12 protein-coding genes are annotated in these 13,402 nt (G+C 40.2%); 9 read left to right on the top strand and 3 right to left on the bottom strand.

What is annotated here, in order from left to right; all coding sequences use genetic code 11:
- The first annotated feature begins 134 nt into the window (after nt 1–134).
- From B5D59_RS03190 to B5D59_RS03165, 6 genes are all read left to right on the top strand, one after another.
- Nucleotides 135–1,907, top strand: coding sequence for a thiamine pyrophosphate-requiring protein (locus B5D59_RS03190; RefSeq protein ID WP_078816829.1), 1,773 nt, complete (start codon nt 135–137; stop codon nt 1,905–1,907).
- Nucleotides 1,908–2,029: 122 nt separating this feature from the next.
- Complete coding sequence (locus B5D59_RS03185) at nt 2,030–2,839, top strand: cyclase family protein (protein ID WP_009497558.1); 810 nt, start codon at nt 2,030–2,032, stop codon at nt 2,837–2,839.
- Between the two features lie 82 nt (nt 2,840–2,921).
- Nucleotides 2,922–4,412 (top strand): aldehyde dehydrogenase family protein, encoded by a 1,491-nt coding sequence (locus B5D59_RS03180; protein WP_245799435.1) that lies wholly within the window; start codon nt 2,922–2,924, stop codon nt 4,410–4,412.
- Nucleotides 4,413–4,514: 102 nt separating this feature from the next.
- Complete coding sequence (locus tag B5D59_RS03175) at nt 4,515–4,919, top strand: RidA family protein (protein ID WP_078816827.1); 405 nt, start codon at nt 4,515–4,517, stop codon at nt 4,917–4,919.
- A 401-nt stretch (nt 4,920–5,320) separates the two neighbouring features.
- The gene (gene cdaS, locus B5D59_RS03170; RefSeq protein ID WP_078816826.1) at nt 5,321–5,941 is read left to right on the top strand and encodes a sporulation-specific diadenylate cyclase CdaS; all 621 of its coding nucleotides are present in this window, start codon (nt 5,321–5,323) and stop codon (nt 5,939–5,941) included.
- A 272-nt stretch (nt 5,942–6,213) separates the two neighbouring features.
- Nucleotides 6,214–6,969 (top strand): IclR family transcriptional regulator, encoded by a 756-nt coding sequence (locus B5D59_RS03165; RefSeq protein ID WP_078816825.1) that lies wholly within the window; start codon nt 6,214–6,216, stop codon nt 6,967–6,969.
- Between the two features lie 113 nt (nt 6,970–7,082).
- Here B5D59_RS03165 and B5D59_RS03160 read toward each other — a convergent pair whose 3' ends face one another.
- Both B5D59_RS03160 and pxpB read right to left on the bottom strand, forming a co-directional pair.
- Nucleotides 7,083–8,069, bottom strand: a complete 987-nt coding sequence (locus B5D59_RS03160) for a 5-oxoprolinase subunit C family protein (protein WP_078816824.1) — start codon at nt 8,067–8,069, stop codon at nt 7,083–7,085.
- On the bottom strand, nt 8,066–8,800 hold the full coding sequence (gene pxpB / locus B5D59_RS03155; protein WP_078816823.1) for a 5-oxoprolinase subunit PxpB: 735 nt from the start codon (nt 8,798–8,800) through the stop codon (nt 8,066–8,068). Before pxpB ends, B5D59_RS03160 begins: the two co-directional genes overlap by 4 nt.
- Nucleotides 8,801–9,076: 276 nt before the next feature.
- Between pxpB and B5D59_RS03150 the strand changes: the two genes are divergently transcribed.
- From B5D59_RS03150 to B5D59_RS03140, 3 genes are read left to right on the top strand one after another with little or no spacing between them, the layout of a single operon-like run.
- Complete coding sequence (locus B5D59_RS03150; RefSeq protein WP_078816822.1) at nt 9,077–9,835, top strand: LamB/YcsF family protein; 759 nt, start codon at nt 9,077–9,079, stop codon at nt 9,833–9,835.
- Between the two features lie 16 nt (nt 9,836–9,851).
- The gene (locus B5D59_RS03145; protein ID WP_009497548.1) at nt 9,852–11,069 is read left to right on the top strand and encodes an NRAMP family divalent metal transporter; all 1,218 of its coding nucleotides are present in this window, start codon (nt 9,852–9,854) and stop codon (nt 11,067–11,069) included.
- A gap of 36 nt (nt 11,070–11,105) precedes the next feature.
- Nucleotides 11,106–11,897 carry a putative hydro-lyase gene (locus B5D59_RS03140; RefSeq protein WP_078816821.1) on the top strand — a complete coding sequence of 264 codons (792 nt, stop codon included), beginning with the start codon at nt 11,106–11,108 and terminating at the stop codon, nt 11,895–11,897.
- 849 nt (nt 11,898–12,746) lie between these two features.
- Here B5D59_RS03140 and B5D59_RS03135 read toward each other — a convergent pair.
- The gene (locus B5D59_RS03135; protein WP_078816820.1) at nt 12,747–13,298 is read right to left on the bottom strand and encodes a cysteine hydrolase family protein; all 552 of its coding nucleotides are present in this window, start codon (nt 13,296–13,298) and stop codon (nt 12,747–12,749) included.
- Nucleotides 13,299–13,402 lie beyond the last annotated feature (104 nt).

The raw sequence follows: 13,402 nt of genomic DNA, 5'->3' as shown, positions 1-13,402 counted from the left end.
TAATAGTAATCGACAGCAACTGAAAAGATAAAAGATGTTAATAGGTTAACGGAAAAAGTAAGTGAGTGACGTTACTATAAATATATAAGAGATCATAACAATTGTCATGAAGGTAAAGAGAGGGGTTTAATGTGATGACTACAAAGGATGCAGCAATCTTAAAAAGCCTGGACGAGCAGAAAGAGAGACAGCCGAGCAAGTATACAACGAGTACGGCGTTTTTAGAATCACTACAAGAAGCTGGGGTTTCATATATTTTTGCCAACTTGGGAAGCGACCATCCAGCAATAATTGAGAGTTTAGCGCAAGCAAAAAAAGATAATAAAAAACTGCCTAAGTTGATTACTTGTCCCCACGAAATGGTTGCGATGAGTGCTGCACATGGCTATGCACAGCTAACAGGTGAACCGCAAGCCGTCTTGGTTCACGTGGAATGTGGAACGCAAAACATTGGGGGGGCAATTCATAATGCCTTCAAAGGAAGAATCCCCGTCCTTGTCTTTGCAGGTGCTTCTCCGTATACGCAAGAAAATGAATTGTTAGGAAGTAGAAATGAGTTTATTCATTGGATTCAAGACGTATTTGATCAACGCGGAATCATGCGAGGATATTCAAAGTATGATAACGAAATTCGCACTGGTAAAAATGTTAAACAACTCGTTCACCGTGCTTTGCAATTCGCTAAAAGCGAGCCAAGAGGTCCTGTTTATTTGATGGGTCCGCGTGAAGCAATGGAAGAAGTAACTGAACCCATAACGATTAATACAGATCTTTGGGAACCGATATCTCCTAGCGCAATCCCGCCAAAAGATATCGAGGAAATAGCCGAAGATTTAACGAGGTCCAAAAAACCACTTATCATTACATCTTATTTAGGAAGAAATCCGGCAGCTGTTGGAGATCTTGTGCAATTGAGTAACCGTTTGGCGATACCTGTAATCGAATCGGTATCCAATGCGATGAATTTCCCAGCGGATCATCCGATGCATTGCGGTCATCAATGGAATACTGCAGAGCAAAATGAACTGCTGGCGGAAGCTGATTTTGTCCTTGTATTAGATAGCGATGTGCCGTGGATTCCTATGAAAAATAAACCATCAGAAGAAGCGATAATTTATTATATTGACATGGATCCATTGAAGGAGGAAATGCCGTTATGGTATATCCCTTCCAAACGTTTTTTTAAAGCAGACACAAAAGTAGCGCTTCAACAATTAAATGAGCAGCTTAACAGTGTGCAAATATGTGAAGAAACAATCCAGAGCCGCAGAGAGAAAATTACTGCAATTCATGAGGAAAATAAAGCAGAGAATCTTCGTTTAGAAGAACCCACAGAAAATGTGATTACACCGGAATACCTCAGCGCATGTGTTCGTGAAATTATTGATGAAGACACGATTGTGTTGAACGAGGGCATTTCAAATTATAAAACGATTTGTACTCATATTGGCCCTAGAAAACCCGGTACACTCCATGGAAGTGGTGCAGGCTCGTTAGGGTGGAACGGGGGCGCAGCGATTGGGATGAAGCTGGCTAATCCGGATAAAACAGTTGTCAGCCTAATAGGTGACGGTTCTTACCTGTTTAGCATTCCATCCGTCGTCCATTGGATGGCTCGAAAGTACAATACTCCATTCCTAACAGTAATTTATAACAATACTGGATGGAAATCACCGAAACTTTCGACATTAGGAGTGCATCCCGACGGCATTGCAAATGCTATGGATGAATTCGGAGTAAACTTTGATCCTCCCGCTGACTTGGCTAAAATAGCGGAGGCTGCAGGTAACGCATTTGCGCTAACAGTGACAAAACCCGAAGAGTTAAAAATTGCATTAGATGAGGCGTTTAAAGTGGTAAAAGAAGGTCGTGCCGCTGTAGTAGATGTAAAGATTCCGACAGTTTAACTATTTAATTTCCAACGGACTGAAAACTAAAAAAATGTTAATAGGTTAACAATCTTTAAAGTCAATAAGATATAAAATGTAGTAAGCAATAAATATTAAATGGAAGATACGGGGGTAATAGGATGGATGTTCAGTCGCAAGTATTACACAAAACATCGCATGATCAATCACACGTATTAAGCCAATTACTAGGAAGTATTGTAAATGATTCAATTGAAGTCGTAGATATGACGCAAGTATTGAACGAAGATACACCAGTAATTCAACTTCCAGAACCATTTAAGAACACGGGCGGTTTTCAGTTTAAACAGCTTTCTAAATACGATGAAACAGGGCCTGTATGCTATTGGAATGATTTTGTCGCAGGTGAGCACTGTGGTACACATTTCGATGCACCGAATCATTGGGTAACAGGCAGAGAAAATGCAAGTGTAGATAAGATCCCAGTAAAAAATCTGATTGGAGAAGCACGAGTCATTAATATTAAAGAAAAGTGTATAGAGAACCCGGATTATTGTTTAACAGTTGAAGATATAGAAGAATACGAAGCAGAATTCGGACAAATACCTAAGCATTCCTGGGTATTGCTATATACGGGTTGGGCGGAGTATCTAAACAGTGAAAAATATTTCAATACAGATAGAGATGGTTTGTCACATACGCCTGGATTTACACCGGAAGCATCCCGTTTTCTTGTCGAACGCGATATTTTAGGAGTAGGTGTAGAGACAGTAGGCACTGATGCGGGGATTGCCCATACTTTCGATCCTCCATTTCCAAGCCATCATATTATGCACCAAGCAAATAAATATGGTTTAGCACAGTTGACGAACGTTGATAAGCTTCCGCCTAAAGGAGCGGTCCTAATTGCGGCCCCGTTAAAAATAGAAAATGGGAGTGGAAGCCCAATTAGAGCCATTGCTTTAGTTTAATACAGTGCTAAATTTAAACCCGATAAAAAATAGATAAACCCCAGAATAAATTGTTGATTTTATATTAATGGAGGAGATTTATATGCAAACAATTAAAGCAAACACAAACGAAATCACATTAGATAGCCAATACGGTTCTTTTATTAATGGTGAATTTGTTGAGTCGGCAAATGGTTATATTGATGCAATTAATCCAGCAACCGGTGCCGTACTGTCCAAAATAGCTAGAGGGAATAAAGAAGATGTGGACCTTGCAGTAAAGGCTGCAAATGAAGCATTTAAAACATGGTCAACTCTATCAGTGGAAGAACGTGCAGCATATCTTCACAAAGTTGCGGACGCACTAGAAGAAAACACAGCACGATTGTCTATGATTGAATGCTTAGATACAGGCCGTCCTATAAATGAATTTGGGCTAGATTATGATATTGCAGTAAAACAATTCCGATACTTCGCTTCTGCGATTTTAACTTATGAAGGTACTTCAAGACCACTTCCTAATGGTCAGTTGATTGTACAGAAAGATCCTTTAGGTGTTTGTGCACAAATTATTCCATGGAATGTTCCGATGATAATGGTTTCTTTCAAACTGGCACCTGCTCTTGCAGCAGGTAACACAATTGTCATGAAGCCCGCTGAAGATGCGAGTTTATCTACTTTGGAATTTGCTAAAATCCTTAAAGATATTCTACCGAAAGGCGTCGTGAACTTTGTTACAGGTTACGGTATTGAGGCCGGAGATGCGCTTATTAACCATAAGGATGTTCATAAACTTTCTTTTACGGGCAGTGTAGGCGTAGGCCGGTTAGTTGGTAAGATAGCTGGTGAAAGACTGCTGCCGGTAACTCTTGAATTGGGTGGAAAGTCTCCGCATATCGTCTTCCCAGACGTCAATATTGATGATGCTGTAGAAAACACTACTCTAGGTTACTGCTTATTTAATGGACAAAGTTGTATTCTTGGTTCTCGTTTATTCGTCCATGACGATATCTATGATGAATTTGTTGAGAAGTTAGTTGCAAGAGCAAAAGAAGTTAAAGTGGGCGATCCAACTGATCCATCTACTCGAGTCAGTGCGCTTATTAATGAAAAGCAGGGAAAACGTGTATTAGGCTATATTGATATCGCTAAAGAAGAAGGAGCAAAACTTTTAGCAGGAGGCAACCGCGTAACTGTTCCTAATAATGAACACGGTTACTTCATAGAACCGACGATTTTTGAAGCAACGAATGAGATGAGAATTGCACAAGAAGAGATTTTCGGACCCGTGATTACAGTTATGCGTTGGAATGATGTGGATACGGTCATTAAAGAAGCAAATGATGTGGAGTACGGTTTGGCGGCGGGTATTATGACGAATGATTTTAAGGCCGCATTGGATACTGCACAAAAAATGCAGGCTGGAAGTGTCTGGATTAATCAATATTTTAACTTCCAAACAGGAGCCCCTTTTGGAGGTTACAAAGACAGTGGCGTAGGAAGAGAATATGGCAAGGAAGCCTTAAGTGAATATACGCAAACAAAGACAATAGCGGCGAATTTCAACTTACCGCCGGCTGATTTTTTTAAATAAGTCGTTTGTATTTGAAGGATCTTTGTGTAAGAAATTTTGAATGTTTAAGCATTCATAATGATATCATGTACCAGTATCCGCCAATGACAGAGGGGGAGCCCAATGCAAAGTTTGCAACGCGAAATTATTAATCCAAGTTCAATTCACGACCCGATCGGATATACCCACATCACGATCCCTAAAGGGAAAAAGATTGTTTTCATTGCTGGACAAGTAGCATGGGATAAAAATTTGCAAGTAGTAGAAGTGGGCGATCTGGCTAAACAAACAGATATGGTCTATCAAAATATTGAACAAGCTTTAATTGAAATAGGAGCAACTTGGGATCATATTGCGAAGACTACAATCTTTACAACCCAGCCGCACGAATATGAAATAATAGGAAGCGTAACCGCAAGGTACTTTGGAGATACCCCTCCACCCTCCCAAACAATAGTTGGTGTGATGGGACTGGCGCTTCCGGAGTTCCTAATCGAGATCGAAGCGACTGTAGTAATGGAGGAATAAAAATAGTACCCTGCCAATGATGAGGGGAAAAGGTAAACCCTCAATCAAACAACGCATAATCGAACGCAACACCACTTTGGTACGATCAACGTATCAAAGTGGTGCTTTCTCGCGAAGAGGGCCTGTGAGAAAGCTTACATACTCATGTTTGCTGAAACTCGTATGAATTATTAAACAAACTATATTCTTTTATCTATTTAACATTATAGATACCCCCAATACTGTTTCCATTTAGATCGACACGATGCAAGGCATGCTTGATCTAGAAAAAGAATGCTTTTAAGTAGGCGACAATAACCATTCCTTTATTCGTAAAGACTTTACCTGATTCAATGAATAAAAATTTTTTATCTGGACAAACTTTACGTACGCTATTGGGAATAAAGGGGAGGTGTGTCTCCATGGATAATTTGAATTGTAATTTTACACCGATGAAGAGAACATTAACCGAAGATATTCGCCAAGTTATTACGGCACTACAAAAGAATGTCGAAGTAATGAACGATGAAAATTTCTGTGTACTTGGAGATTTCGAGGAAATTAAAGAGGCTTTTTTAAGCATTGAAATGAGAGCGGCTACTTTTTATTTGAACTGTTATTTGTCTCCGTTTACAGAAAAGTATCCGGAGATATCACAGTGCATTCAAAATATGTCTAAGCGAAGATATGGCGGATTAATTGTAATTCAGCGTGAAGATCCTCTTGAATCTTTGGTGACATCAGGAATACCGATAGGCGCAGAATTAACTCATACTTTATTGGAATCAATTTTTTTCCCCGGTAATCCACTTCATGATGGAGCTGTGATGGTGAACTTTAATCACATCGTTTCAGCGACAAATGTTCTGCCGTTATCAGACAGATATACAGGTGACAAAAAGCTGGGTACCCGACATCGTGCTGCTTTAGGATTATCCGAACGAAGCGACGCGCTTGTACTTGTAGTATCTGAAGAAACGGGAAGAGTTTCATTTGCTATTAATGGGCAACTCCATCCTATAACTTCTCATGGAGCTCTATAAACATAACATGCAAGACACAATTTCTTGTATGTTGGAATAAAATTAACATTTTTTAAAAATCATAAAACAGAATTTCCAGCCCTTTCTTTCTATCTAGAAGAAAAGGGTTTTTTCATGTGCACCAACAAGGTGAAACCTCTTCAGCCTTCTTATCGGACAAATTTCATTGTTGCTCATTTGCAAAATACAAATTAAAGTAAAGAATAGATACTTATAGATTAAGATATTAACTAATACCTAATAAACTATGTAAGCACATCGGAGGAATTGTATTGGATAATAAAAACAAAACAGTGGTTCGATCAATGGATGTCTTAAATCTATTCATTAACCATGCAGAACTGACATTTCAAGAAATCATAGATTACTCGGGTATCCCAAAAACATCTGTTTACCGCATGCTTCGGTCACTTGAGGAAATGGGTTTTCTCGTGAAGGGGGAGGATTCAAAATATCGATTGGGACTTATATTTCTGAAGTTTGGTCATTTGGTCTCTTCAAGGATGAATATTCGTGCCATCGCGTATCCGATCATGCAGGCTCTTCATCAAGAAGTGAATGAAGCAGTGAATCTTATCATAAAACAAAATGATGAAGCCATTTACATAGAAAAAATTGATACACACCAGAAAGTTCGGCTTTACACAGCGATAGGAAGAAGAAGTCCTTTATACGCCGGAGCCTGTTCTCGTGCCATTCTTTCATTCTTACCGGATACGGAAATTGATGACTATCTTGATTCGATTGAGCTGACATCTTTTGGCAGGGGCTCTATTACAGATGAAACACAACTTCGAGAAACGATTAATCAAGCAAGAATAGATGGGTATACTGTCAGTCATTCTGAATTGGAAAACCATACATCCGCGATCGCAGCTCCTATCTTTGACCATCAAGGAGATGTCATTGCGGGAATCAGTGTTGCAGGGATCGAAGCAAATTATCAAGGAGAAAAGATTCAATATTTTGCAGAAAAAACGCTAGAAGCGGCAAAAAAAATATCAATGCAATTAGGCCACGATGGATAGTGCCTTGAAGGGGCTGCCTTGAATGTTAGAAAAACTTTCAATGGCAGCTTTTACTCATAAGAAAGGTGAGAGAAACGGTGAATCAAGCCAAAGTAAAGCTGCACTTGCCCCTGTCAAACCTTTAACTGAATCCCTATTTTGAGGCTTGCGATAATTTGTTCGTTTTTCCATAGTTCATTTTCTGCTTCCTCAATTGAAACCACTTCAAATTGGATGGTCCCTGGTGGCCGCAGTTGCGCTAAACTCGGTAAATCGGCCGAAATAATTTGTGCGATCTTCGGATAACCACCAGTCGTTTGCCGATCTGCCATTAAAATAATAGGCTGTCCGTTAGGAGGGATTTGTATCGTTCCATAAGTGACACCTTCAGACAAAAGCTCGGTTTTTTCATTTAATGCAAGGGGCGGACCTTCCAAGCGATATCCCATTCGATCGGATGAATTTGTCAATACAAATAGTTCCTCGATTAGCCTTTGTTTACTCAGTTCATCAAATTGATCATATTCTGCGCCTTCCGTGATACGAATGGTTTGCGCTTGACCAAGACGAATGATTCGTTCGTGGTTAACGCTCCATGCAAAGTGGCGTTGCAACTTAGATAATTGTTGCAAAAATGATCGGCTTGTTGCATTTAGTTCACCGCAGGATAGGCTGTCCCCTTTTTTCAATGCCCTTCCTAAGAAGCCACCAATCCCAGCTCGGACATATGTACTTTTACTTCCCATAACTTTGGGGACAACTAAACCACCAGCAAACGCAATATATGCACGGCATCCTTTTCTTGCCGATTTAAAGGAGAGTAAGGAGCCTTTTCGGACTAATACAGGACGCCACATTGGTACTTCTTTGTCATCTACAGCCGGCATTAAATCACCGCCAGTAATTGCTATTAGAAGATCCCTTTCGAAGAGAAGCGTGCAGCCTACCAATGTCATTTCCAGAGTGCCTTCACCTTCATCATTTCCTACGAGTAAGTTTGCGATGCGAAGCGAATAGCTGTCCATTGCGCCGCCCACGATGACACCGTATTTTTGTGAACCGTATCTTCCCAAGTCTTGTATAGTCGTCAAAAGACCGGGGTGAACTACTTGGAAACTCATGATTTCAACTCCTTTATTCTAGTGTACTCCCTAACGGAAATAGACTTGAAGCGTATTTTATATCCTGCCTGCAGATATGTCGGAGGTTGCTGATCGGGAAGGAAAAGATCGACAGGAGTCCGGCCGATAATTTGCCAACCCCCAGGCGTTTCTAAAGGATAAACTCCTGTTTGCAACCCTGCGATTCCTACAGAACCCGCAGGAATAGAAGTTCTGGGTGTTTCCTTGCGCGGAGTGGCAATTCGCTCATCCATGCCGCCCAAGAAAGGAAAACCAGGAGCAAATCCAATCATATATACTAAATATTCATTTTTTGAGTGAATTTCGATTACTTCATCGGGACTCAGCCCATGATGGCTCGCAACATATTCTAAGTCTGGTCCATACTCACCGCCGTAAACAACAGGAATCGTGACGTGTTTTTCTTCGGAACCTGGTTGTTTACCGATTTTCTGAACTAAGTTTTCCATGTAAACGCTAACATATCGAAATGGACTTTTTGGCAATCCATCAGTAATCGACTGATGCACAATGTAAGGATTATAGTAAACAGTTAAACTGGTGTACGCAGGAACGGACTCGATATAGCCGTTAAATGGATGGATCTCCAGCAATCTAGTCAACTCGCCTACTAATTTGTGAATGGAAGGGTCGATCCCTTCACCTAACTGGACAATCAGGGCCGAATCTCCCAATGGTTTAATAAGTGCGTTATTCGTTTCTTTCTTCATTATCACAACTCCTAAAGTTCCGAAATTCGGTACGCTGGTTTTAAATATTGGATCATATAGTTATTATAATAGACAGAAAACAAATTTCAAGTCGTCTAAACAATAAAAAAGGTTTCGATACCTTATCACAAACTTTTTTAAAATAAAATCTATTCAATTTCAAAACTTTATGATAAAGTGGATTTGTAATTCAAAACTAGAGTTTCGATTATCGGAACTAAACGATTTGTAAGCGTTTACGATAATGCATTTCATTTTATTTTTGGAGGGATTATGATGTATCAAGTTGATTTGAACTGTGATCTGGGTGAAAGTTTTGGACGCTATATGTTAGGTGAACAGAAAGAAATATTAAAATATGTCACATCTGCAAATATAGCATGTGGGTTTCATGCAGGTGATCCGCGTGTGATGAGAGAGACGGTCAGACTTGCTGTAGATCATAATGTGAAAATTGGTGCCCATCCAGGTCTACCAGATTTGAATGGTTTTGGCCGCCGCGAAATGAAAATCACTCCACAGGAAGCATATGATATGGTCATTTACCAAATAGGCGCACTGCAAGGGTTCTTAACTGCTTGCCAAACGTCTATGCAACATGTGAAACCACATGGCGCGCTGTACAATATGGCTGCACAAGATGAAAAACTTGCAGAAGCTATTGCGCAAGCTGTATATGACATTTCTGCCGATCTTATCTTATTTGGTCTGGCGGGAAGTGAATTAACAAAAGCTGGTGAGCGAATCGGTTTACAAACAGTACATGAAGTATTTGCAGATCGGACCTATCAGGCGGATGGTTCCTTAACTTCCCGCTCCCAGGCTGACGCGATGATTGTTGATAAAGAACAATCTGCTGCACAAGTGATCAAAATGGTGACAGAAGGAAAAGTGTTAACGCAGCAAGGAATAGAAGTCCCTGTCAAGGCGCATTCCATTTGCATCCATGGCGATGGAGAGCATGCGTTGGATTTTGCAAAATACTTAAAAGAACAGCTACTGCAAAACAAGATAAAAGTTGCGGCAATGTCGTAAGAAGTGGAGGGTTCGTATGAAAGACAAGAATTTGGTGCATACACCGAAGAGTGAGAAAGTAAGTAAAAGTGTTTTATTCGGAGCGGCCTTTTTAATGGCTACTTCTTCGATCGGTCCTGGATTCCTAACGCAGACGACGGTATTTACGCAACAATTAGCGGCAAGTTTCGGGTTTGTGATTTTAATTTCCTTGCTGCTAGATGTCTTTGTACAAATAAATATTTGGAGAATTATTGCAGTATCTGGTTTAAGAGGACAAGAAATAGCGAATAAAGTGCTTCCCGGTCTCGGAGTCGTGCTGGCTGTTTTAATTGTCATTGGAGGACTTGCCTTTAATATTGGGAACGTTGCTGGCGCTGGGCTTGGACTTAACGCCATGCTCGGTATGGATCCCGTTTATGGAGCAGTTTTGAGCGCTGCTTTTGCAATCTTTATCTTTCTTTTTAAAGAAGCCGGTAAGGCAATGGATAAAGTTGCACAAGCTGCAGGCGGTGTCATGATCCTCTTAATGCTTTACGTTGCATTTACTACTTCACCACCGGTAGGAGAAGCGATTGTGAATACTTTTAAACCTGAGCAGCTTAGCATCTTTGCGATTATCACAATTGTTGGGGGATCTGTAGGCGGATACATTACATTTGCCGGAGGTCACCGTTTATTAGACGCTGGTGTGAAAGGGATTGACTCATTACCGGACGTTACGAAAAGCTCTGTTATGGGAATTGCGGTAACAGGTGTTATGCGTGTAGCTTTGTTCTTGGCAGTTTTGGGCGTTGTATCGATGGGACTGGCGATCGATCCTGCCAATCCACCTGCTTCGGTTTTCAAGCTGGCAGCAGGAGAGGTAGGATACCGAATGTTTGGTGTGATTATGTGGGCAGCAGCCATTACATCAGTTGTTGGAGCTGCATACACATCCGTTTCTTTCATACGAACCTTTCATCCTGCTATCGAAAAGTATCATAACTGGGTCATCATCTTATTTATTTTGATTTCAACACTGACATTTGCCATCGTCGGTAAACCTGTAAATGTTCTGATCCTTGTTGGTGCCTTAAATGCATTAATCTTGCCTCTTGGACTCGGTACTATTTTAGTAGCCGCTTATAAGAAAGAGATTATCGGGAATTATAAACATCCGCTTTGGTTAACCATTACAGGAGGAATCGTCGTGGTGGCAATGGCTGTGTTAAGTATTATGACATTAATTGAGCAGATTCCATTACTGTTTTAAAGAATGGCAAGTATGCATAGAAGAGGAGAATACATAATGACGAACTATGAAGAGATGTCTCCTGCAAAAGTTAGGGAACTGATCCGCGAACAGACGATTACAGGTCCTACTGCAGGAATGTCAAAAGGATTTGCACAAGCGAATTTGGTGATTCTAAAAAAAGAGCATGCGTACGATTTTTTATTATTTTGCCAGCGGAACCCGAAGTCATGTCCTTTATTGGATGTGACGGAGGTCGGTTCGTTCAAGCCCAACAAAATAGCGACGAATGCAAACATTTTAACTGATGTACCCAAATATCGGATTTATAAAGATGGTGTATTTACGGAGGAAGTGCTGGACGCTTCTGACTATTGGGATGAGGACATGGTCTGCTTTCTGATAGGTTGCAGTTTCACATTTGAAACGCCACTCTTGGCAGCCGATATACCGATACGTCATATCGAAGAAAAATGCAATGTGCCTATGTACAAAACGTCGATTGCATGTGAGAAAGCGGGCGTCTTTGAAGGGCCAATGGTAGTGAGTATGCGGCCTATGACTTATGAAAATGCCATACGAGCTGTACAAATCACCACTCCTTTACCTGCTGTCCACGGGGCGCCTATTCATATCGGAGACCCGAGCCAAATCGGCATTCAAGATATTGACAAACCAGACTTTGGGGATTCAGTCACGATAAAGGATGGAGAAATTCCGGTGTTCTGGCCATGTGGTGTTACGCCACAGGCAGTTGCGATGCAAAGCAAACCTTCTATCATGATTACACATGCCCCAGGCTGCATGTTTATTGGCGATATTAAAGATACAACGCTTAGTATTTTTTAACACTGTAGAAAACTAATTCAAATGCATGAAAGATTGGACATGAACGTGTGTCCGATCTTTTTTGCAGTATGATGGCTAGACAAAGTTTTTCATAGTAGGTATGGTTTATGTTGCGTAGCGAGGTGTAGAAGAGAATTTGAATATTAGAAGGGCATATCTACATGTACTTATGATGCTACTCCGCAAAACGTAAATGGTGTGATCGTTACAATTATAAAAACAGAAAGTAACTGATGTTTCATGATTTACATATCTGGCCGATACTGCTGTTGCGGATGATACAATTACAGAAAGCTTGTCATCGAATTCACGCCATCACAACCATTAAATCTTGTCTAGGCAGGGGGGCCACTAGCTTAAGAAAAAACGGAGAGTAAAAATATCATTGTGCGATAAACTCGATTAAAGTGCAAGATGGTGAAGCGGCCATTAAAGTGTTGATGAGTGTCATGAAAACTATGACAAAATAAAAATAACAGCATTTGCGGTTTGATATACTGGAACGAAGTACAACGTGTTGATAGTAATAACAAAATAAGAGCATCTCTAAACAAATATTTGATGCATTGAAATTCACAAGAATTAATATCGAAAAATTGCTATCAGGTTTTGAAAATATAGAAGATAGCGCCCGTAAAAGTGTGAATGTGATTAAGATACATCCTCTTCTCCCAATTGGTACACCTGTTCACGATTTAGTGATTGACTTAGAAAAGGACACTGTTACTCTATAAACCACACTAAAAAAGACTTTGAGTGATCCAATGATTGTTCCTGAAAAATAAAAGGCATTTGAGAAAACGATCATTCCCAAATGCCTTTTGTATTTATTTGTACTTTAAGATTGTGTTAGTTTTGTTGCAAGAAATCCTCGGTCGAAGTTACAGTGGCATACATACCGTTAAGTGCGCCGACAAATGCATAATGTACTTGTTTAGCTGGAACGACCTGATTTTGATAAGATAACTCACGTGTCGCGCATGCATCTTCAATAAGTGTCGTCTCAAATCCTAGATCCACGGACGCTCTGACTGTCGCATCAATACACATATGAGTCATCATGCCGACAACTACTACTTTGGTTACGCCATTTTCTCGTAGTTTGCTTTCCAAGTCAGTTTTCAAATAACTGTTGGGGAAGTGTTTGACGATAATGTTTTCATTCTCCAAAGGTTGAACAGTTTCAAGTATTTCGGCACCCTCTGTATCCGGAAGGAAGAATCCTAATGATGGATCACCTGCGATATGCTGAACATGAAAAATATTCTCTTTGTTGTTCTTTCTAAACCATTCAAGTACTTTAGCTGCATTGGCAGCCGCTTTATCTGGATTGACTAATTCCATATTTCCATTTGCAAAATAGTCATTTTGAATATCTACAATAATTAGCGCTGTGCTCATTATTCTCCACCTCGTTGAAAGTATTTTGGTACACTATAATCATAACTCGTATATTGATTTTTAACGATAGGTTGGTGAAACACTTTCAGTACAAAAAAATTCAC

This window comes from Sporosarcina newyorkensis, from assembly GCF_900167515.1.
GTDB classification, from domain to species: Bacteria; Bacillota; Bacilli; order Bacillales_A; family Planococcaceae; genus Sporosarcina; species Sporosarcina newyorkensis.
The sequence above is the reverse complement of the archived record's forward strand: the minus strand, read 5'-3'. Positions and strand labels throughout refer to the sequence as shown.